Genomic DNA, 22,263 nt, shown 5'->3' on the forward strand with positions numbered 1-22,263 from the left:
TTCGAATGAGGAGGCTGATGTGGCCATCCAGGACAAAGGCAGTGGACCGGAGGTGAGCGGTCGCGCCAACGGACTGTTCCGGACCAAGTCGATCGAGCAGTCGATCCGCGACACGGACGAGCCCGAGACCAAGCTCCGGAAAGATCTCACGGCGTGGGACCTCACGGTGTTCGGTGTCGCCGTCGTCATCGGTGCCGGCATCTTCACCCTCACCGCCCGGACCGCCGGGAACGTCGCGGGACCTGCCGTGTCGGCGGCGTTCGTGATTGCCGCAATCGCGTGTGGTCTCGCGGCGCTGTGCTATGCCGAGTTCGCGTCGACCGTTCCGGTGGCAGGCAGTGCATACACCTTCTCGTACGCGACGTTCGGTGAGTTCGTCGCCTGGATCATCGGCTGGGACCTCATCCTCGAGTTCGCCCTCGCCGCCTCGGTCGTCGCCAAGGGGTGGTCCCTCTATCTCGGCGAGGTGATCGGCAATCACACGCCGATCGCCCAGTTCGGGTCGTGGAAATTCGACTGGGGCGCGGTGCTGATCGTCGCGGTCATCACCGTTCTGCTCGTCACCGGTACCAAGCTGTCGTCACGCGTGTCGCTCGTCATTACGACGATCAAGGTGGCGGTCGTGCTCATGGTGGTGGTCGTGGGCGCGTTCTATATCGAGAGTGACAACTATTCGCCGTACATCCCGCCGTCCGAGCCCGCCGAGACCGGTGAGGGTATCCACCAGTCGCTGTTCTCCTATGTGACGGGCGCTGGTGGCAGCACGTTCGGTTGGTACGGGCTCCTCGCCGCGGCCAGTCTCGTGTTCTTCGCATTCATCGGTTTCGACATCGTTGCCACCACCGCCGAGGAGACCAAGGATCCGCAGAAGGCTCTGCCCCGCGGCATCCTGGGCTCACTCGCGATCGTCACCGTTCTCTACGTCGCGGTCACCCTGGTTCTCACCGGGATGGTCGACTACAAGGAGTTGGCCGGCGACACGTCCAATCTGGCCACCGCCTTCGACATTCACGGCATCACGTGGGCGAAGAATCTCATCTCCTTCGGTGCACTGGCCGGTCTGACGACGGTAGTAATGGTGCTTATGCTGGGCCAGACCCGGGTGTTGTTCGCCATGTCGCGTGACGGCCTGATGCCGAGGCGTCTCGCGCCCACCGGCAAGCACGGCACGCCGGTCCGCATTACCGTGCTCGTCGGTGTCGTGGTAGCTGTTCTCGCCGGCTTCTTCCCGATCGGCACCCTCGAAGAGATGGTGAACATCGGAACGTTGTTCGCTTTCGTCCTGGTCTCGGTCGGCGTCATCGTGCTACGCCGGACCCGGCCCGACCTACCCCGTGGGTTCCGCGTCCCGCTGGTGCCGCTGGTGCCGATTCTCGCGGTACTGGCCTGCCTGTGGTTGATGTTCAACCTCTCCGTCGAAACATGGATCCGGTTCGTCGTGTGGATGCTGCTCGGCGTGATCATCTACTTCGCGTACGGCCGCAGACATTCCATGATGGGCAGGCGCAGTCGCGGCGAGGTGATCTGACCCGCAACCCGCCTCGGGTATCCGGTCCGCCGGGAAAGCACCACTGTGCTTTCCCGGCGGATTTCTCTTGCCGCGACCTTCTTGATCGATCAAGTTTACAAAATTTCCAATTTGTATAGATCAAGAACGAAAAGCCGGATATTGTCTATCTCATTGGTGACCTGCCTCACGTAGGGGTGAAAGCGAAGGAGCGGACATGGCAACACGTCCACAGGCGGAACCGGCGATACCGACCGAACAGTGGCGGGACAAAAAGCGCTATTTATGGCTACTGGGGCTGATACCGCCCACTGCGGTGTTTCTCGCGATCGGCCTCGTGTGGGCCTCGGGACGAATCGGTCTCGACGCGGTGGCGCCCGTGTGGTGGTGGATCGGCCCACTGCTCGTCTACGTCCTGCTGCCGATTCTGGACGTGTTCTTCGGCCCGGACGGCGAGAACCCGCCCGACGAGGTGATGGACCGGCTCGAGAACGACAAGTACTACCGGTACTGCACCTACGCCTATATTCCCTTCCAGATTCTCAGTCTCGTGACAGCCTGCTACCTATGGTCCGCATCCGATCTCGGGTGGCTGGGTATCGAGGGTGGCCTCGGGGTGCTCTCGAAGATCGGCCTCGCGATCAGCATCGGCTGTGTGGCAGGAATCGGGATCAATACCGCACACGAGCTGGGCCACAAGAAGGACGAGCTCGAACGGTGGCTGTCGAAGGTGACCTTGGCGCAATCGTTCTACGGCCATTTCTACATCGAGCACAACCGCGGTCACCACGTCCGGGTAGCCACGCCCGAGGATCCCGCGAGTTCCCGCATGGGCGAGACGTTGTGGGCTTTCCTGCCGCGCAGCGTGTGGGGGAGCCTGACGTCGTCCTGGCGACTCGAGAAGGCCCGGCTGGATCGCCTGGGCAAGGGACCGTGGACGATTCACAACGACGTCCTCAACGCCTGGGCGATGTCGGTGGTGCTGTTCGGTGCTCTGCTGGCAACGTTCGGCCTCGGCATCGCACCGTATCTGGTGATCCAGGCCGTCTTCGGTTTCTGCCTGCTCGAGACGGTCAACTATCTCGAGCACTATGGGCTGCGCAGGCAGAAGACAGCTAGTGGTCGCTACGAACGTTGCACTCCCGAGCACAGTTGGAACAGCGACCACATCTGCACCAACATCTTCCTGTACCACCTGCAGCGACACAGCGATCACCACGCCAACCCGACCCGGCGATACCAGACGCTGCGGAGCATGGACGGCGCCCCCAACCTGCCGAGCGGTTACGCGAGCATGATTACGCTCGCCTACTTCCCGCCGCTGTGGCGCAAGGTGATGGATCCCCGGGTCCTCGCTCACTACGACGGGGACGTCACCCGCGTCAACATTCACCCTGCGAAGCGCGCCGAGGTTCTCGCGAAGTACGGAGCCCGGGCATGAGCGCGTACCAGTGTCCGGTCTGTGAGTACGTCTACGACGAGGCGACCGGCGCACCCCGGGAAGGATTCCCCGCTGGCACGCAGTGGGATTCGATCCCCGAGGACTGGTGCTGCCCCGACTGCGGGGTGCGGGAGAAGCTCGACTTCGAGAAGACGGCGACCACAGCAGGAGGCACGACATGACCGAGTACAAGCTCTACCAGTGTGTACAGTGCGGGTTCGAATACGACGAGGCGCTGGGTTGGCCGGAAGACGGCATCGAACCCGGAACTCGTTGGGACGACATACCGGAAGACTGGAGTTGCCCGGATTGCGGCGCCGCGAAAGCGGACTTCTTCATGGTCGAGATCGAGCGGAGCTGACTTCCGGATGACAGTGCCCGGTGTGGCCACGTACCGGACGCACCGGCGTGCGGTGCCGGGCACTAATGTCGTGAACATGACTTCGTCGCGTGTCAGAGTGACCTACCAGGAGGCCACGCGGCTGCTGCTGCGTCAGTCGGTACTCGACGCCATGCGCGATCTGTTGTTCGAGAAGGACTGGTCCGACATCACGATGTCGGACGTCGCGGCCGGTGCCGGGGTAAGCAGGCAGACCCTGTACAACGAGTTCAAGTCCCGTCAGGGGCTTGCGGAGGCATACGCCCTTCGGTTGGCGGACGAATTGGTCGATGCGGTCGACGAGGCGCTCGTCGCCCACGTCGGACAGGGGCGAGCCGCACTGCTGTCGGGCTTCACCGCGTTCTTCGCCGCGAGTCTCTCCGATCCGCTGGTGCAGTCGCTGCTACGCGGTGAGACCAAACCGGACCTCCTGCGGTTGATCACGACCGAGAGTGCACCCATCATCGAGCGTGCATCGACGCGGTTGGCAGAAGTTTTCCACCGTAGCTGGGTACGAGCGAGTGTGGTGGACGCGGGAATTCTGAGTCGCGCCATCGTGCGGCTGGCTATGAGTTACATCTCGATGCCCCCCGAGTCGGAGGCCAACGTTGCCGAGGATCTCGGTGCTCTTCTCGGACCTTTCGTGGACAGGGCAGTCGACGGGGCCGATCGGTTGGAAGGCTGAGTGCGCGGACGGTCGTCTGAGTGTCACCCTTCGGCGGCCGTACCGATAGCCTTGATCGAAACAGCAGCCAACCAGGAGAGGCAGATGACGACCTCAGTTTCAACCACGCCCGTGGCCGAGAGCCGTAACGGGATCGATTTCAAGGTGGCGGACCTTTCGCTCGCGGAGTTCGGCCGCAAGGAGATCCGGCTCGCCGAGCACGAGATGCCGGGACTGATGGCGCTTCGCCGCGAGTACGCGGAGGTGCTCCCACTGAAGGGCGCACGGATCTCCGGATCGCTGCACATGACGATTCAGACCGCAGTACTCATCGAGACGCTCACCGCGCTGGGCGCCGAGGTCCGCTGGGCATCGTGCAACATCTTCTCCACCCAGGATCACGCCGCTGCCGCCATCGTGGTCGGTCCACACGGGACGCCGGAGGAGCCGAAGGGAACCCCGGTCTTCGCGTGGAAGGGCGAAACACTCGAGGAGTACTGGTGGGCCGCCGAGCAGATGCTCACCTGGCCGGACACCGACAAGCCGGCGAACATGATCCTCGACGACGGCGGCGACGCCACGATGCTCGTCCTCAAGGGTGCGCAGTTCGAGAAGGCCGGCGTCGTACCCCCCACCGACGACGACCAGGATTCCGACGAGTACAAAGTCTTCCTCAACCTGCTGCGCCGCTCCCTCGAGGCCGACAAGGGCAAGTGGTCGAAGATCGCTGAATCCGTGCAGGGTGTCACCGAGGAGACCACTACCGGAGTTCTGCGCCTGTACCAGGTCGCGGCTGCCGGTGAGCTCACCTTCCCGGCGATCAACGTCAACGACTCGGTCACCAAGAGCAAGTTCGACAACAAGTACGGCACCCGCCACTCGCTGCTCGACGGCATCAACCGCGGTACCGACGTCCTGATCGGTGGCAAGGCCGCGCTGGTCTGTGGCTACGGCGATGTCGGCAAGGGCTGCGCCGAGGCGCTCCGCGGACAGGGTGCGCGCGTCGCAGTGACCGAGGTCGACCCGATCAACGCGCTCCAGGCGCTCATGGACGGCTTCGAGGTGAAGACGGTCGAGCAGGCCATCGGCTGGGCGGACATCGTGATCACGTCCACCGGCAACAAGGACATCATCACCTTCGAGCACATGAAGCAGATGAAGCACCAGGCCATCCTGGGCAACATCGGTCACTTCGACAACGAGATCGACATGGCCGGTCTCGAGCGGTCCGGCGAGGTGACCCGTATCAACATCAAGCCCCAGGTGGACGAGTTCCGCTTCGGGGACGGTCACTCCATCATCGTGCTGTCCGAGGGACGACTCCTGAACCTCGGCAACGCCACCGGCCACCCGTCGTTCGTGATGAGCAACAGCTTCTCCAACCAGGTCATCGCTCAGATCGAGCTGTGGACCAAGCCGGACGAGTACGACAACGAGGTGTACCGGCTGCCCAAGCACCTCGACGAGAAGGTCGCAAAGATCCACGTCGAGGCACTCGGCGGCACGCTCACCAAGCTCACCAAGGAGCAGGCGGAGTACATCGGCGTCGATGTCGAGGGACCGTACAAGCCCGAGCACTACCGCTACTAGAGATGATGGCGTCCCCCGGTCCGCTGCGTGCGGGCCGGGGGATAGCCTTCTTCCCCGTGGGAACCACTTCTGTCGGAACGCTCGTAGCGCTCGAAGGCCTCGACGGCGCAGGCAAGCGAACACTGGTCACGGCCGTCCGGAAGCGACTTGACGAGGCGGGGCTCCGGGTCGGCACCCTCGACTTCCCTCGATACGGTCGCTCCGTCCATGCCGATCTGGCATCGGAGGCGCTGAAGGGGGCACACGGTGATCTCAGCGGATCGGTGCACGCGATGGCGGTGATGTTCGCCCTCGACCGGTCCGGCGCGATCGCGGAGATGTCCGAACTGCTCGCCGGCTGCGACATCGTCCTCCTCGATCGCTACGTGGCGTCCAACGCCGCCTACGGGGCCGCTCGGTTGCATCAGGGCGCCGACGGCGAATTCGTGGACTGGGTACGGGAGCTCGAATACGGTCGCCTGGGGCTGCCCCGGCCCAACCTCCAGCTGTACCTCGATGTGCCCGTCGCTTTGGCCGAACAACGTGCGCGCGGACGTGAGTCGGAAGACGCGAGCCGGGCGCTCGACGCCTACGAGCGCGACCGCGGGCTGCAGGAACGCACCGGTGAGGTGTACCGACAACTGGCCGCGGCCGACTGGATGTCGCCGTGGTGGGTGCTGTCCCCGGACACCGATCCGCTCACGCTCGCCGAAAACCTGGCACTCTTGAATGACGGCACGGGACGCCGTGGCGAGAAAGAACACGGCACGCCGTAACGGCGAACGGGCTGTTACGGGCTCCGAAGATGCAACGATAGGGACATGAAGCCAAGGATTCTGGTTGTCGACGACGACACTGCGCTCGCGGAGATGCTCACGATCGTTCTCCGCGGCGAAGGTTTCGACCCGTACGTGGTGGGGGACGGGACCCAGGCGCTCACCGCAGTCCGGGAGACTCGCCCGGACCTGGTGTTACTCGACCTGATGCTGCCCGGGATGAACGGGATCGACGTGTGCCGGGTGCTCCGCGCCGACTCCGGTGTGCCGATCGTGATGCTGACGGCGAAGACGGACACCGTCGACGTGGTTCTGGGATTGGAATCCGGCGCGGACGACTACATCATGAAACCGTTCAAGCCGAAGGAGCTGGTGGCGAGAGTTCGCGCGCGGCTTCGCCGGACCGAGGACGAACCCGCCGAACTGCTCAGCATCGCCGACATCGTCATCGATGTTCCCGCTCACAAGGTGAGCCGGGGCGAAGAACTGATCTCCCTCACACCCCTCGAATTCGACCTCCTGGTTGCGCTGGCCCGCAAGCCGCGGCAAGTGTTCACCCGTGAGGTTCTGCTCGAGCAGGTGTGGGGTTACCGTCATGCAGCCGATACCCGACTGGTCAACGTGCACGTTCAGCGTCTGCGCGCGAAAGTCGAGACTGATCCCGAGAATCCCGAAGTGGTTTTGACGGTCAGGGGGGTCGGCTACAAGGCCGGACCGCCGTGACAGGTGTTTCCCGATGGCGGCGTCGTGTCAACCGACGCGTATCGCCGATCCTTCGGTGGGGTCACTCACTGAGTAATACCCTCGCGCACACGTGGCGTCGCTCGCTGCAGTTGAGGGTGGTCGTGTCGACGCTGACGTTGTCGCTCATCGTCATCGTCGTCCTCGGAGTCGTGCTCACCAGCCAGATCACCGATCGGCTGCTCGAGACGAAGATCAACGCCGCGACCGAGGAGATGGACCGCGCTCGGAGCACGGTGGAAGGACAGCTGGCCGGGGCGGAAGACACCAGTTCGCCCACCACACAGCTCGACGGTGCCCGCGCTGCACTCACCAACAGGGAGCCGGACGCCGGTCAGGATTCCGGATCGGCAGGCACCTTCGACCCGGTGCTGATCGTGCCCGGTGACGGGTCGCGCGCGCCGACTTCGAGTGGTCCTGCGGATCAGATACCGGAGTCGCTGCGGGCGTTCGTGCAGGCCGGTCAGGTGAGCTACCAGTTCGCCACCGTGAACGACCCCGAGGGATACTCCGGCCCCGCGCTGATCGTCGGAAGCCCGACGGCCTCGGCCATCTCGACACTCGAGCTGTATCTCATCTTCCCGTTGGCGAGCGAGGACCGCAGCCTGTCGCTGGTACGCGGGACTCTGCTCGTCGGTGGCGCGGTGCTTGCCGTGCTCCTGGCTGCCATCGCGCTCCTCGTGGCCCGGCAGGTGGTCCTCCCGATTCGGTCCGCCTCCCGGATCGCGGTGCGGTTCGCAGACGGCCGTCTGAAGGAGCGCATGCCCGTGCGCGGTGAGGACGACATGGCCCGGCTGGCGATGTCGTTCAACGAGATGGCAGAAAGTCTGTCCAAGCAGATCACCCAGCTGGAGGAGTTCGGCAACCTGCAGAAGCGTTTCACCTCGGACATCAGCCACGAGCTGCGTACGCCGCTCACCACAGTGCGGATGGCGGCCGATCTCATCCACGACGGCAGCGACGACCTCGACCCCGTGCTCCGGCGCTCCTCCGAGCTACTTGTCGCCGAACTGGACCGGTTCGAGGGTCTGTTGGTCGATCTGCTCGAGATCAGCCGCCACGACGCCGGTGTCGCCGAGCTGGCGGCCGAACAACTAGACCTGCGGATGTGCGCGCGAGCCGCCGTGTCCACCGTGCGGCACCTTGCGCGCGAGAGCGGGACGGAACTGATCGTCGACCTGCCGGACCAGGCTGTCATGGCGGAGGTGGATCCGCGCCGCGTCGAACGGATACTGCGCAACCTCCTCGCCAATGCCATCGACCACGGGGAGGGCAAACCGGTGCTCCTGCGTCTGCGTGCCGACGACAGTGCCGCAGCGTTCATCGTGCGTGACCAAGGTGTCGGGTTGCGGCCGGGCGAGGAGAAACTTGTGTTCAATCGGTTCTGGCGGTCGGACCCCTCGCGAGTGCGCCGCTCGGGCGGCACCGGACTCGGACTGGCCATCAGCGTCGAGGACGCGAACCTGCACGACGGCCGGCTCGAGGCGTGGGGTGAGCCCGGTCAGGGTGCTTGCTTCCGGTTGACGTTGCCGAGGGTGCGGGGCCGGAAGGTGGTCTCGAGTCCGCTGCCGCTCAAACCCGGCACCGGCAAATACGTTCAGGGACAGCCTTTCCCGGGGGACACGTCGATGCCGCTGCGTAACGACAGCCCCGAAACCGCCGTCGACGAATCCCGGACCGTGCCGCAGAAGCGCGAGTTGCCTGAACACTCCGGGCCCCCCGAGCTACGCGAGCGCGAGAGCGCCCACGTCGGCGACCGGGAAGGGTCGCATACAACGGAGCGGGACGGATGATGCGCTCGTCGTCGCCCGTGATCCGATCGATCTGGGCTGCTGTGGTCGGAGCCGTACTCGTCACGGTCGGTGGATGCGCCAGCCTGCCGGATTCGTCGACACCCCAGGCGATCGGCACGATCAACCGCGATTCGCCGGGATCGAGTGTGGCCGCGCCCGCACCGGGCCGGGAACCGGACCTGCTCCTGCGCGACTTCTTCAAGGCCAGCACAGATCCGTCGAGCCGCCACCTTGCTGCACGGCAGTTCCTCACCCCCGGGGTGTCCGGCAGGTGGGACGATGCGGCGAGCGCCACCATTGTCGACAAGGTCGACGTTCTGCCCGAGGCCCGGTCTACCGATCGCGCGACCTACACCATCCGTGCCAACAAGGTGGGGCAACTGGAACCGGGCGGACTGTACGTCGCAGAAGAGGGAAGTTTCGAGACGAAGATCAGTCTGGAGATGCAGGGCGGTGAGTGGCGGATCTCGGAGCTGCCGTCCGGAGTGATTCTCGACCGGGCCCAGTTCCTCAACACCTATCAACGGAAATCGCTGTACTTCCTCGACCCTGCCGGGACGACAGTCGTGCCGGATCCACGCTGGGTGTCGGGCGCGCAGGATCAGATGGCGGCCCAATTGATGGGTCTGCTGATCGACGGGCCGAAGTCGGCACTCGCCCCGGCCGTGCGTAACGAGCTCGGCGAGGGTGTGTCGGTCCGGGGACCGATCACGAAGGCGGACGGGCGCACCGCGCAGGTGGGTGTGGGGCTCGGGGGCATCCGGATCGATTTCTCCGGTGTACGGCCGATGGATCAGCAAGCGAAGGATTTGTTTGCGGCGCAGGTGATCTGGACCCTCGCGAACGCGGAAATCTCCGGTCCCTACGTGCTGCTCGCCGACGGTGAGCCCTTCGATGATCGATTCCCCAACGGCTGGACCACCGCCGACGTCGCGTCGATGAATCCGTTCGCGACCTCGAGTGCCACAGTGGGACTGCATGCCCTCCGAGACGGGTCGATGGTGAGTGTCACCGAGACCGGGGTGACCCCGGTGCCGGGATACTTCGGTTCGGCGCGGAATATGCGTTCCCTCGCGCTGTCGCAGGACGGCAAACTCGTGGCCGCCGTCGCGGACACCGGACGTCCACCGCCCGAGCCGGCGAGCGCCCTGATGGTCGGTGCCTATGAGGACGGGGCGGCGTCCGTGCTCGAGGGCGGCGCGATAACCCGTCCGACGTGGGCGCCCGACAACTCGGCGATCTGGGCGGCGGTCAACGGCAATGCCGTGATTCGGGTGCTGCGCGAGCCCGGAACAGGGCGGACCTCGGTCGAGAACGTAGATGTGGGTGCCGTCACGGCGCTGGGGGCTACCATCACCGAGCTTCGGCTCTCTCGCGACGGTGTGCGTGCGGCGCTCATCGTGGACGGCAAGGTGTATTTGGCCATCGTGGCGCAGAAGCCCGGTGGCGGGTACGCCCTCACCAACCCCCGCGCCGTGGCGATCGGCCTCGGAAGTCCGGCTCTGTCGCTCGACTGGAGCACGAGTGACACGATCGTCGTCGCGCGTGCGGCCTCGGATATTCCGGTGGTGCAGATCGCGGTCGACGGCTCACGGATGGACGCCCTGCCGAGCCGTAACCTCACGGCCCCGGTGGTGGCTGTGGACGCTTCGACGACGACGGAGTTCGTCGCCGATTCCCGAGCCGTCTTCCAGTTGAACAACAACGATCCGGCGGGGGATCGGTACTGGCGCGAGGTTCCCGGGCTGACGGGCGTGAAAGCGATACCGATTCTGCCGGGCTGATTCCGGCGGGCGAGTCTGTCGGTGGGGGTGCGGAAGATGACGGCATGCGCATACTGCCCGGCTCACGGACGCTGCTCGATCTGATTCTGCCGGCAGAATGCGGTGGGTGCGCAGAGCCGGGCACGCAGTGGTGCCAGGGCTGTGCCGCCGAGTTGGCGGACGATCCGATTCTCCTGCAGCCGCGGGTCGATCCGGGAGTCGCGGTGTGGGCGCTGGGACCGTATTCGGGTCCACGTCGCCGGGTGGTGATCGCTGCGAAGGAACGGGGCAGGCGCGACCTCGCGGTGCCGCTCGGTTCCGCTGTCGCGGGCGCTCTCGCGCGGCTGCACCAGTGGGGTGAACTGGCGCCGCCCGAGGTCGCGCCGGTGGTCCTCGTGCCCGCTCCCACGCGTTCGCGGGCGGCCAGGATGCGGGGTGGCGATCCCGTAACCCGGATCGCTGTTGCCGCGGTGGGAGCGTCCCGGGTGTGTCCGGCGCTGGCCATGCGCAGAGGGGTGCGTGATTCCGTCGGACTGTCCGCGGATCAACGTAGAGTAAACCTCGAGGGTGGTGTTCTCCTCACCCCGCGCGGCCACCGATTCGCGCAGCACGTGTGTTCGGAAAGGTCTGCGGCGCAACGTAAGACGGTAGTCCTGATCGATGACGTCTCGACCACGGGGGCGACCGTGGCCGAGTCGATCCGGGTGCTGTCCGGCGCCGGCATTCAGGTTGCCTCGGTGGTCGTCCTGGCCGGTGTCGGCTGAAGTCGCGGCGAGGCCGCGACAATCTCGGTGTCGGCCGGATGAAATTGCGCCGAACAGTGGCACTCGCGCGAGTTACGTACTAGCGTCGCGGACACACCCGAAACACAGGTAGGAGGTGGTACTTCGAACCTGGTGCCGGGCGGACCCCTTCCCGGCATTGCTCAAATCCGCCGCCGCCCATTTCGGGGCGGGGCCGTAATCGGGAGGTACGAGTGACGACCCCTTCGCAAGCTTCGGTTTTCATCGACGAACGCACCACGGATGCACAAGAGAAGACCGATGCCCCTAGCGCCGAAATTGTCGTCAAGGGACGCAACGTCGAGGTTCCCGACCACTTTCGTGTGTACGTCTCCGAGAAGCTATCGCGCCTCGAGCGCTTCGACCCCTCCATTTTCCTGTTCGATGTCGAACTTCAACACGAACGCAATCGACGCCAGAGGAAGAGCGCCCAGCGCGTCGAGATCACTGCCCGAGGCAAAGGGCCGGTAGCCCGAGCCGAAGCGTCGGCCGACAGTTTCTATGCAGCATTTGAGTCGGTCACCGCGAAGCTCGAGAGCAGGCTCCGCCGCACCAAGGACCGAAAGAAGGTCCATTACGGGGAGAAGACCCCGGTATCGGTGGCAGAGGCCACTGCTGCACTCGCCGAAGACGAGAGTCTCGGTATCAACCCAGACATCTCCCTCGACGGCCAGGAATCGCAGTCGCACGAGCACAGGCCGGGCCAGGTGGTGCGGACCAAGGAACACAAGGCCACACCGATGACCATCGACGATGCTCTGTACGAGATGGAGCTGGTAGGACACGATTTTTTCCTGTTCCACGACAAGGAGTCGGACAAGCCTTCCGTCGTCTACCGGCGGCACGCGTTCGACTACGGACTCATCCGCCTGGCGTGATCTGCACTCGTCCCACGTGACGGTGTGAGCGGTCGGTCTACTCGTCCGCACCGAAGAGCGCCTACCATGGAATCCGGCCGGGGTTCTCGGACCTCCGGCCGGATTTTGTGTGTCACCCACCCACCGCCGAAGATTGAGGACGAACAAGACTGTGCCGTCGCTGTCGCTATCCAAGCTGCTCCGTGTTGGTGAAGGTCGCATGGTCAAGCGGCTCAAGCACATCGCCGACCACGTTTCCTCGCTGTCGTCCGAGGTCGAAGACCTGACCGACGAGCAGTTGCGGGCGAAGACCGACGAGTTCCGCTCGCGGTACCGCGACGGTGAATCGCTCGACGAGTTGCTCCCCGAGGCGTTCGCGGTGGCCCGCGAGGCGTCGTGGCGCGTCATCGACCAGCGGCACTTCCATGTGCAGATCATGGGTGGGGCTGCGCTGCACTTCGGCAACATCGCCGAGATGAAGACCGGTGAAGGCAAGACTCTCACCTGCGTTCTGCCCGCCTATCTCAATGCCATCGCCGGCGACGGCGTCCACGTCGTGACGGTCAACGACTACCTCGCCAAGCGCGACTCCGAGTGGATGGGACGAGTTCACCGTTTCCTGGGTATGGAGACGAGCGTGATCCTGTCCGGAATGTCTCCCGCCGAGCGCCGCGCGGCCTATGCCGCAGACATCACCTACGGCACGAACAACGAGTTCGGATTCGACTACCTGCGCGACAACATGACGCACTCGCTGGACGATCTCGTTCAGCGTGGTCATGCCTTCGCCGTCGTCGACGAGGTCGACTCCATCCTGATCGACGAGGCCAGAACCCCCCTCATCATCTCCGGTCCCGCCGATGCGTCGAGCAAGTGGTATGCGGAGTTCGCGCGTATCGCGCCGATGCTGAAGCGAGACGTCCACTACGAAGTCGACATCCGCAAGCGCACGATCGGTGTGCACGAAGCGGGCGTCGAGCTCGTCGAGGACCAGCTCGGCATCGACAACCTGTACGAGGCTGCCAACTCGCCGCTCGTGAGCTACCTCAACAACGCCATCAAGGCGAAAGAGCTCTACACGAAGGACAAGGACTACATCGTTCGCGACGGCGAAGTGATCATCGTCGACGAGTTCACCGGTCGTGTCCTCGTCGGTCGCCGCTACAACGAGGGCATGCACCAGGCGATCGAAGCCAAGGAGAAGGTGGAGATCAAGGCCGAGAATCAGACGCTCGCAACGATCACGCTGCAGAATTACTTCCGGCTGTACGACAAGCTGTCGGGCATGACGGGTACCGCGGAAACCGAGGCCGCCGAGCTGCACCAGATCTACAACCTCGGTGTCATCCCGATCCCCACCAACCGGCCGATGGTCCGCGTCGACAACGGTGACCTCATCTACAAGACCGAAGAGGCCAAGTTCGACGCCGTCGTCGACGATGTGGTGGAGCGGCACGAGAAGGGGCAGCCCGTCCTGATCGGCACCACGAGCGTCGAGCGGTCCGAGTATCTGTCGAAACAGTTCACCAAGCGGGGCGTGCCGCACAACGTGCTGAACGCGAAGTTCCACGAGCAGGAAGCCACCATCATCGCCGAGGCAGGCCGGTCGGGGGCTGTCACCGTGGCAACCAACATGGCCGGTCGTGGAACCGACGTGGTGCTCGGCGGCAACCCCGACATCATCGCGGACATCGCCCTGCGCAAGCGGGGACTCGATCCCGTCCACACACCCGAGGAATACGAGGCGGCGTGGGACGAGGTTCTCGAGCAGGTCAAGGCCGAGGTGAAAGCCGATGCGGACAAGGTCCGGGAAGCGGGCGGACTGTACGTACTCGGTACCGAGCGGCACGAGTCCCGGCGAATCGACAACCAGCTTCGTGGTCGCTCCGGACGTCAGGGCGATCCGGGCGAGTCCCGGTTCTACCTCTCGCTCGGTGACGAGTTGATGCGACGGTTCAACGGCGCGGCGCTCGAGTCGATCATGACCCGGCTCAACCTTCCCGACGACGTTCCGATCGAGGCGAAGATGGTCTCGAAGGCCATCAAGAGCGCGCAGACGCAGGTGGAACAGCAGAACTTCGAGATCAGGAAGAACGTTCTCAAGTACGACGAGGTGATGAATCAGCAGCGCACGGTCATCTACAAGGAGCGCCGCCAGATCCTCGAAGGCGAGGACATGGAGGGCCAGGTCGAGAAGATGATCACGGACGTGGTCACCGCGTACGTCGACGGTGCCACTTCCGAGGGGTACGTCGAGGACTGGGATCTCGAACAGCTGTGGACCGCGCTGAAGACGCTCTACCCGATCGGCCTCGACTTCAAGGAATTCGTCGGAGACGGCTCCGACGGTGAGGTGAAGGACGTCACCAGCGACGAACTCCGCGAGATGCTGCTCGAGGATGCACACCAGGCGTATGCACGTCGGGAAGCAGAAATCGACGCCGCCGCCGGTGCGGGTGCCATGCGCGAACTCGAGCGGCGGGTGCTGCTGAGTGTGCTCGACCGCAAGTGGCGCGAGCACCTGTACGAAATGGATTACCTCAAGGAGGGAATCGGTCTGCGTGCGATGGCGCAGCGCGACCCGCTGGTCGAGTACCAGCGCGAGGGTTTCGACATGTTCACCGGCATGCTCGAGGGCCTGAAGGAGGAGTCGGTCGGATTCCTGTTCAATCTGCAGGTCGAGGCCGCTGCGCCGCAGCAGGCGGCCGCCCCCGGCGTCAATGTGACGGCGTCCTCGGCGGCCGCGACGGCGTCTGGCTCGCCGACGCCCGCTCCTGCCCGGCCGCTGCCCACCCAGGAGGCGGCACGCCAGGCTCAGGGCACCGCTGCACCGTCCGCCCTGCGCGCGAAGGGACTGGACGAGGCGGAGCCGCGTGGCCTGACCTATTCGGGTCCGGCGGAGGACGGCAACGCCCAGCTCAGCCGCCGCGGCACCGGCAGCGACACCAACTCGGACCCGGGAACCCGGCGCCAGCGGCGCGATGCTGCACGGTCGCAGTCGAAGGGCAAGAAGGCGCCGCGGTCCAAGCGCAAGCGCTGAGCCGCTTCGTCAGCCGACCACCATCGAGGTGACGATCCAGCCCGTGTCGGATTTCCGTTCGACACGGGCTGCGATCACGAACACCCGCGGTCCCCGTCCGTAGGTGCCGAAGGCCTCGAGTGTGTTGTCGTCGAGTACCCGAAGGTGGACACGGAGCAGGGTCGCGACTCCGAGCCGTCTCGACGGTGACTCGGCAAGCGCGAGAGTCCGTGCCACGTCCAGCAGTGAGGGAACGACCACGGGCCGCAGCTGCCGCACGTTGCGCCGCCGATCCAGTACTTCCAGCACCAGCCGGAACGCGTGTTCGGTGAAGCGCTGTGCATCGGGAGCGGCGCGAGGACGAGTGACGTCGGGCGAGGAGCGCGGCGAGGTGCCGGAGTGCGCCGAGCTACGCGCCGGTGACGAGTGACGGCCCCGACCCAGGGCTCGCCGGGTGCCGGACGACACGGCCGGACCGGCCGCGCCCAGCGCCTCACCGGTCGGCGGTTCGTAGCTGGGCACGCGTGACAGGAACGTGTAGGACTCACTCATTTCTTCCCCCCGGTTTCGGCATGAGACGGCCGTCGTAGCGGCCATCCTTGCACGGATTCAGCGGTCGTGTCGCCGAACCCCGCAGGGAACCCTAGGGTGGGGTCGTGCGGGGATTGATTGTGGACGTCGGCGGTGTGCTCGTGGGCCCCGGTTCGGACTTCGATGGGCTGTCGGCGGTCCTCGCCGACGCGCGGCGTCGCGGCGTCCGGACCGCGATCCTGAGTAACGACCCCGGCGGTCCCGGGGGTGAGTGGTTGCGGGAACTCGGTGACGGCCGGCTGGTCGACCGGGTGGTGCTGTCCGGCGATGTCGGTGTGGCCAAGCCCGATCCGCGCATCTACCGGTTGACGGCCGAAGTGCTCGGCCTGGAACCGCGGGACTGTATCTTCGTCGACGACCTGGCGGTCAACGTTCGCGGTGCGGTGGCTGTCGGGATGGTGGGTGTGCACCACGTCGACGGCGTGGTGACCGCGAGCGAGCTGGCGGTGCTTCTCGACGTGGATCGAGACGGAATGCAAGGGGAACAGGCGTCGACATGGTGACGAGACTGACAACGCAGGACGCGTCGTTCTATTTTCTCGAGGCAAGTAGCACGCCGATGCACGTCGGTTCGCTTGCCATCTTCCGCAAGCCCCGAAGTGGGTTGTCCTACGAGGAATTACTCCGTCTCGTCGAGGAACGCCTGAGTCTGGTGCCGCGGTACCGGCAGAAGGTGCGGGAGGTGGCGCTGGGATTGTCACGTCCGGTGTGGGTGGACGATCAGGATTTCGACATCGAGTACCACGTCCGGCGATCGGCGCTGCCGAAGCCAGGTTCGGACGCGCAGCTGCATGATCTGGTCGCGCGCCTCACGTCGCGGCCGCTCGACAACACGCGCCCCCTGTGGGAGATGTACTTGGTGGAGGGCTTGTCGAACAACCGCTTTGCGATCTTCACCAAGTCGCATTCCTCCCTCGTCGACGGGGAGACGGCACCCGAAATCGGTCAGGTCATTCTCGATTCGGCGAAGACACGCAGACCCATGGCGGAGGAATTGTGGATGCCCAGCCCGGAGCCGAGCGAGACCACCCTCGTCGCCGGCGCCCTCGCCGACATCCTGGCGCGGCCCGGGGAAGGACTGGCGTCGTTGCGAATGACCCTGAGCGGCATGGCGTCTGCGCTCGGCGAGACCGTGCGCGCGGTGGGGAAGTTGGCCGCTGTGGTGCGTACGGCGACACAGGTCGCGCCCGCGACCCCGTTGAATGCGACCATCTCCCGTAACCGGCGCTTCGCCGTGGTCAAGACCGAACTGGGGGATTACCGGAAGATCCGCGCTCGGTATGGGTGCGAGGTCAACGACGTCATCCTCGCCGTGGTGTCGGGTGCCCTGCGAAACTGGTTGCTCTCGCGCGGCGAGCCGGTCGCCGAATCAACCACGGTGCGCGCCATGGTACCGATGTCGGTGTACGTCGACCCCGACACGGACGTCGACCTGGGTCAGCGTGGTGAGTGGTCGGATCCGCGGAGCATGGTGTCGTCGTTTCTCATCGACCTGCCCGTGGGGGAACCGAATGCGGTGGTGCGACTCTCACACGTGGCGCATGCGATGGAGGCGCACGCGAAGCAGAGTCGGCGCGTGACGGCTCAGACGCTCGTGCGGCTGTCCGGGTTCGCGCCTGCCACCCTGCACGCGATGAGTGCCCGTGTGGCGAGCAGCTTCTCGCAGCGGATGTTCAATCTGATGATCACCAATGCGCCCGGTCCGCAGATGCCGCTGTACGTCGGCGGAGCGCGCATGCTCGAGATGTACCCGGTGTCGCCGCTCCTGAAAAATCAGACATTGAGCATTGCCTTGACCTCTTACGACGGCAACGTCTACTACGGTTTGAATGCAGACCGTGATGCGATGGCCGATGTGGACGTGGTGGCGGCGCTGCTGTACCAATCTCTCGAGGAGTTGTTGGATGCCAGCCGGTGAGAAGTCCGCGTTGCGAATGACGGGTGACACATGACGAGGGTGTACGTTCCCGCGACCATCGAAATCCTGCACGAGCTGGTGACCGAGTCGAAGTTCGATCCGATGAGCCGGACCGCGTTCGCTGTCACCGCCACCCTGCGTGAGGCTTACTCGTCGGGCGACGACGAGGAGCTGGCCGAGGTGGCGATGGGTGAGGCCGCGCGGGCTTCGCTCCGGCTGATCGCGGGCCGGTTGGCAGAGGGCGGCGACGGCGTCCGTTTCCGGCGGGTGGTCGTCGCAGCAGACGTGGACGACGTCACGCCGCGCCCCGATCTCGACGATGCCGTGGTGCGGTTGCCGGGACCGGTGACTCTTTCGCAGGTGGCGTCGGTCCATGTGGATCTGGCGGAGGCCGAACCGGACATCGAGCGGGCTGTCGCGGCGATCGACGAGGCGGACCTCGGCGACCCGGATGCGGAATTCGTGCTCGGTGACGCCGAGGATCACGTGCTCGCGTGGTATGCCACCCAGGAGATTTCTTTTCTTCTGGAATTGCTCTGACCTCTGGGTCGTCCCAGGAGGACCGCATCCCTACCTCGAGGTAACCTACGGTACCGTAAGTCGGTAACCTACGGTAGCGTAGGTCACGACGAGACAGGTGGAGGTCTGATGGGTCTGAAGGACTGGATCGAGGCGCCCGCAGCAGCGGTGGTGCCCGCCAAGCGGTCCAAACTCAATTGGTTGCGCGGTGCGGCCGCACGGCTCACGACGCCGTTGCTCCCGGACGATTATCTACATCTGGCCAATCCGCTGTGGTCGGCCAGGGAGCTGCGCGGCCAGATCGTCGACGTGCGCGCCGAGACGGCCGATTCCGCCACGATCGTCATCAAGCCCGGCTGGGGATTCGACTTCAACTACGAGCCCGGTCAGTACATCGGCATCGGACTTCACGTCGACGGCCGATGGCACTGGCGTTCGTATTCCCTCACCTCCCCGCCCAACTGGGACGACAAGCTCATCTCCATTGCGGTCAAGGCGATGCCCGAGGGATTCCTGTCGAGTCACCTCGTCAACGGCGTGCCGTCCGGGACGATCGTGCGACTCGCGACGCCTACAGGGAACTTCGCCCTGCCCGACCCCCCGCCGGAGCGCATCCTGTTCCTCACTGCCGGCAGCGGGATCACTCCGGTCATGGCCATGCTGCGCACGATGAACCGGCGCGGGCAGCTTCCCGACGTGTTCCACGTCCACTCGGCGCCCACCGATGCCGACGTGATGTTCGCGGACGAACTGACCCGCCTGCACGACGAACACGACGACTTCCGGTGCAAGATCCAGCTCACCCGCACCGAAGGCAAGTTCGCGCTGTCCTCCCTCGACGACGTGTGTCCGGACTGGCGGGAGCGGCAGACGTGGGCCTGCGGGCCGCTGCCGATGCTGGACGAAATCGAGACGTTGTGGCGGGACGAGGACATCGAGGATCGCTTGCACCTCGAACGGTTCGCGGTCTCCCGGGCGGACACTTCGGGTCAAGGCGGCACCGTGACCTTCGCCAAAGCGGACAAAGTGATGACGATCGACGGCGCCACCACCCTGCTCGAGGCCGGCGAGAAGGCCGGGGCACTGCTGCCCTTCGGGTGCCGGATGGGTATCTGCCAGACCTGCGTCGTGCCGATTCTGTCGGGACACGCCATCGATCTGAGGTCCGGGAAGCAGCACGCCGAGGGAGACCGCGTCCAGACGTGCATCTCTTCCGCGGCGGGTGACTGCACACTCGACGCGTGAGCGTCGGCGTGTTGTTCATCTGTCTCGGCTATTCTCGGAGTCTCTGACCAGACGGAGGAGCACGGTGGCAATCACCGACATCAAAGAATTCTCACACCTCACCGAAGCGGACATCGAATCGCTCGGGCGGGAGCTGGACGCGATTCGGCTCGATGTGGAGGATTCGCGAGGCGTTCGCGACGCCCGCTACATTCGCCGAGCGATCCGGACCCAGCGGCTGCTGGAGCTCGGTGGCCGGCTCGCGTTGTTCGGAAGCAAGTACCGCCCGGCCTGGCTCGCCGGCACCGCCATGCTGTCCCTCTCGAAGATCATCGAGAACATGGAGCTCGGCCACAACGTGATGCACGGCCAGTGGGACTGGATGAACGATCCGGAGATCCACTCGATGTCGTGGGAGTGGGACCAGACGGGTCCGTCGGAGCATTGGAAGCGCGCCCACAACTACTCTCACCACACGTTCACCAACATCGTGGGAATGGACTCCGATGTGGGTTTCGGCATTCTCAGGATGACCCGCGACGAGGAGTGGCGGCCGATCAATCTGCTGCAGCCGATCGCGAATATCGTTCTGGCAGCTACCTTCGAATGGGGTATCGCGCTGCACGACCTCACGTTCGCGGCCGAGCTCGAGGGTGTGGAGAAGGGTCAGCTCAACTCGCAGGCGAACAAGGATTTTGCTCGCAAGATCTTCCGTCAGGTCGGCAAGGATTTCCTTCTCTTCCCGGTGCTCGCGGGACCCGCATGGAAATCGACGTTGTCGGCGAACACCACCGCCAATCTGGTCCGCAACCTGTGGGCGTACGTGGTGATCTTCTGTGGCCATTTCCCGGACGGTGCCGAAAAGTTCACCGTGAAGGAGTACGAGAACGAAACCCGGCACGAGTGGTATCTGCGACAGATGCTCGGCAGCGCCAATTTCGATTCCGGCAAGGTCATGGGTTTCATGAGCGGGAACCTCAGCTACCAGATCGAGCATCACCTGTTCCCGGATCTGCCCAGCAACCGCTACCCCGAGATTGCGGTGAAGGTGCGGGCGCTGTGTGAGAAGTACGACCTGCCCTACACGACGGGCTCGCTGGCCAAGCAGTACCTGCTGGCGCTGCGCACCATCCACAAACTTGCGCTACCCGACTGGATGCTCAAGGCGACGGCGGACGACGCTCCGGAGACCTCCTCGGAGCGCAAGTTCCGCGACGCTCGCGACGCTGGTGCCGCCATGGTCGAAACGATGCGTACGGACCCTGTGACGGGGCAGCGTCGAGGTCTGCTGTCGGCCCTCCGGGCCCGTGCTCAGGCCAAGATTCCTCGCCGCCGACGGTGATTTCCCTCACACCTACGCTGAGGTAACCTACGGTGTCGTAACTTACGGTACGGTAGGTCATGTCAGCGCCTACGGGTGTGAACTGTCGACCCAGCCAGGAGGAGGTTCCCCATGGCGATTGCAGACGTCAAGGAATACGCACATCTCACCGAAGCCGACATCGAGGCGCTCGGACGCGAGCTGGATGCGATCAGGCGCGATATCGAGGAATCTCGCGGTGAACGTGACGCACGGTACGTCCGCAATACCATTCGGTTGCAGCGGTCGCTCGAAATCGGTGGCCGGGCCGTTCTCTTCGCGAGCAAGCGCCGCCCGGCCTGGTTGGCGGGCACCGCCATGCTCGCCCTCTCGAAGATTATCGAGAACATGGAACTCGGCCACAACGTGATGCACGGCCAGTGGGACTGGATGAACGACCCGGAGATCCACTCCACGTCGTGGGAGTGGGACGTTACGGGGCCGTCCGCCCATTGGAAGCAGACCCACAACTACATTCACCACAAGTACACCAACGTCCTCGGTATGGACGACGACGTGGGATACGGGCTGCTGCGCGTCACCCGTGATCAGCGGTGGAAGCCGTTCAACACCGGCAACCTCGTGTACAACACCTTGCTGGCACTGTTCTTCGAATACGGCATTGCGGCCCAGCACCTCGAGCTCGGCAAGGTCGCCAAGGGGCGCGTGCCGAAGGAGGAGACTCAGCGCAAGCTCCGCGAGGTCGGCGAAAAGATCGGCAAGCAGCTCCTCAAGGACTATGTCGTGCACCCGGCGATCACCGGCCCGGCGTGGAAGAGCACGCTGACGGCCAACGTCAGCGCCAACATGATCCGCAATGTGTGGACCAACGCCATCATCTTCTGCGGGCACTTCCCGGACGGTGCCGAGAAGTTCACCAAGGCGGATATCGACAAGGAAACGCCCGCCGAGTGGTATCTGCGCCAGATGCTCGGTAGCGCAAACATCGAGGGCGGCAAGGTCATGGACTTCATGTCCGGCAACCTCAGCTACCAGATCGAGCATCACCTGTTCCCCGATCTGCCGAGCAACCGTTACGCCGAGATCGCGGTGCGCGTGCGTGAGCTGTGCGACAAGTACGACCTGCCCTATACGACGGGACCGTTCCTCGTGCAGTACGCGAAGTCGTGGCGCACCATCGCCAAGTTGTCGCTGCCGAACAAGTACCTCAAGGCCACGGCGGACGACGCACCGGAAACCGCGTCGGAGCGCAAGTTCGGTGGAAAGACAACAGCCACAATCGATCCCGTGACCGGCCGTCGGCAGGGGCTCCGCAGCGCGATCCAGCGCTCACGCGGGCGCCGCGGCCTGCGTGCGCTGTTGTCGCGCTAGAAGAAGTTTTCACCGGGCGCGGTTCGCC

General features: G+C 64.8%; 20 protein-coding genes. 19 read left to right on the top strand and 1 reads right to left on the bottom strand.

The annotated features are described in order from the left end of the window. The first annotated feature begins 19 nt into the window (after positions 1-19). The 13 genes from HYG77_RS27980 to secA all read left to right on the top strand — a co-directional run bounded on the left by HYG77_RS27980 (position 20) and on the right by secA (position 15,312). Entirely contained in the window at positions 20-1,528 is a 1,509-nt protein-coding gene (locus tag HYG77_RS27980; RefSeq protein ID WP_208961255.1) for an amino acid permease, read from the top strand. Positions 1,529-1,724: 196 nt separating this feature from the next. Further along, positions 1,725-2,948, top strand: coding sequence for an alkane 1-monooxygenase (locus HYG77_RS27985; RefSeq protein ID WP_109331267.1), 1,224 nt, complete (start codon positions 1,725-1,727; stop codon positions 2,946-2,948). Continuing rightward, the gene (locus HYG77_RS27990) at positions 2,945-3,130 is read left to right on the top strand and encodes a rubredoxin (RefSeq protein WP_208961256.1); all 186 of its coding nucleotides are present in this window, start codon (positions 2,945-2,947) and stop codon (positions 3,128-3,130) included. Before HYG77_RS27985 ends, HYG77_RS27990 begins: the two co-directional genes overlap by 4 nt. Next, positions 3,127-3,309 (top strand): rubredoxin, encoded by a 183-nt coding sequence (locus HYG77_RS27995; protein WP_109331265.1) that lies wholly within the window; start codon positions 3,127-3,129, stop codon positions 3,307-3,309. The genes HYG77_RS27990 and HYG77_RS27995 overlap by 4 nt, the downstream gene beginning before the upstream one ends. A 76-nt stretch (positions 3,310-3,385) precedes the next feature. Beyond that, positions 3,386-4,012, top strand: a complete 627-nt coding sequence (locus HYG77_RS28000; RefSeq protein ID WP_109335204.1) for a TetR family transcriptional regulator — start codon at positions 3,386-3,388, stop codon at positions 4,010-4,012. An 84-nt stretch (positions 4,013-4,096) separates the two neighbouring features. Continuing rightward, positions 4,097-5,581, top strand: a complete 1,485-nt coding sequence (gene ahcY / locus HYG77_RS28005; RefSeq protein ID WP_109331264.1) for an adenosylhomocysteinase — start codon at positions 4,097-4,099, stop codon at positions 5,579-5,581. A gap of 56 nt (positions 5,582-5,637) precedes the next feature. Then, entirely contained in the window at positions 5,638-6,336 is a 699-nt protein-coding gene (locus HYG77_RS28010) for a dTMP kinase (protein ID WP_244373287.1), read from the top strand. 45 nt (positions 6,337-6,381) lie between these two features. Then, complete coding sequence (mtrA, locus tag HYG77_RS28015; protein ID WP_005240059.1) at positions 6,382-7,059, top strand: MtrAB system response regulator MtrA; 678 nt, start codon at positions 6,382-6,384, stop codon at positions 7,057-7,059. Next, positions 7,056-8,870 (top strand): MtrAB system histidine kinase MtrB, encoded by a 1,815-nt coding sequence (mtrB, locus tag HYG77_RS28020; protein ID WP_208961257.1) that lies wholly within the window; start codon positions 7,056-7,058, stop codon positions 8,868-8,870. The genes mtrA and mtrB overlap by 4 nt, the downstream gene beginning before the upstream one ends. Next, positions 8,870-10,654, top strand: coding sequence for an MtrAB system accessory lipoprotein LpqB (gene lpqB, locus HYG77_RS28025; RefSeq protein WP_109335202.1), 1,785 nt, complete (start codon positions 8,870-8,872; stop codon positions 10,652-10,654). The genes mtrB and lpqB overlap by 1 nt, the downstream gene beginning before the upstream one ends. A gap of 44 nt (positions 10,655-10,698) precedes the next feature. Beyond that, entirely contained in the window at positions 10,699-11,397 is a 699-nt protein-coding gene (locus HYG77_RS28030; protein WP_208961258.1) for a ComF family protein, read from the top strand. Between the two features lie 212 nt (positions 11,398-11,609). Then, a complete protein-coding gene (gene raiA / locus HYG77_RS28035; protein WP_109331261.1) occupies positions 11,610-12,293 on the top strand; it encodes a ribosome-associated translation inhibitor RaiA in 684 nt (227 codons plus the stop codon). 151 nt (positions 12,294-12,444) lie between these two features. Then, positions 12,445-15,312 carry a preprotein translocase subunit SecA gene (gene secA / locus HYG77_RS28040; protein WP_208963549.1) on the top strand — a complete coding sequence of 956 codons (2,868 nt, stop codon included), beginning with the start codon at positions 12,445-12,447 and terminating at the stop codon, positions 15,310-15,312. Between the two features lie 9 nt (positions 15,313-15,321). On the opposite strand, the gene HYG77_RS28045 is transcribed toward secA, so the two are convergent. Further along, positions 15,322-15,843: an Rv3235 family protein gene (locus HYG77_RS28045; RefSeq protein WP_109331259.1), complete on the bottom strand. Its 522-nt coding sequence runs from the start codon at positions 15,841-15,843 to the stop codon at positions 15,322-15,324. Positions 15,844-15,947: 104 nt separating this feature from the next. Between HYG77_RS28045 and HYG77_RS28050 the strand changes: the two genes are divergently transcribed. The 6 genes from HYG77_RS28050 to HYG77_RS28075 all read left to right on the top strand — a co-directional run bounded on the left by HYG77_RS28050 (position 15,948) and on the right by HYG77_RS28075 (position 22,235). Continuing rightward, positions 15,948-16,385: an HAD-IA family hydrolase gene (locus tag HYG77_RS28050; RefSeq protein ID WP_109331258.1), complete on the top strand. Its 438-nt coding sequence runs from the start codon at positions 15,948-15,950 to the stop codon at positions 16,383-16,385. Beyond that, complete coding sequence (locus HYG77_RS28055) at positions 16,379-17,800, top strand: wax ester/triacylglycerol synthase family O-acyltransferase (RefSeq protein ID WP_208961259.1); 1,422 nt, start codon at positions 16,379-16,381, stop codon at positions 17,798-17,800. Before HYG77_RS28050 ends, HYG77_RS28055 begins: the two co-directional genes overlap by 7 nt. Positions 17,801-17,830: 30 nt before the next feature. Further along, positions 17,831-18,340 (top strand): hypothetical protein, encoded by a 510-nt coding sequence (locus tag HYG77_RS28060; RefSeq protein WP_109331256.1) that lies wholly within the window; start codon positions 17,831-17,833, stop codon positions 18,338-18,340. Positions 18,341-18,448: 108 nt separating this feature from the next. Then, on the top strand, positions 18,449-19,564 hold the full coding sequence (locus tag HYG77_RS28065; protein ID WP_109331255.1) for a ferredoxin reductase: 1,116 nt from the start codon (positions 18,449-18,451) through the stop codon (positions 19,562-19,564). Positions 19,565-19,628: 64 nt separating this feature from the next. After that, positions 19,629-20,885: an acyl-CoA desaturase gene (locus HYG77_RS28070; protein WP_109331254.1), complete on the top strand. Its 1,257-nt coding sequence runs from the start codon at positions 19,629-19,631 to the stop codon at positions 20,883-20,885. A 111-nt stretch (positions 20,886-20,996) separates the two neighbouring features. Further along, on the top strand, positions 20,997-22,235 hold the full coding sequence (locus tag HYG77_RS28075) for a fatty acid desaturase (protein WP_159925893.1): 1,239 nt from the start codon (positions 20,997-20,999) through the stop codon (positions 22,233-22,235). The last annotated feature ends 28 nt before the right edge of the window (positions 22,236-22,263 follow it).

Origin of the sequence: Rhodococcus sp. ZPP (assembly GCF_017656075.1) — a bacterium.
Taxonomy (GTDB): Bacteria; Actinomycetota; Actinomycetes; order Mycobacteriales; family Mycobacteriaceae; genus Rhodococcus_F; species Rhodococcus_F oxybenzonivorans.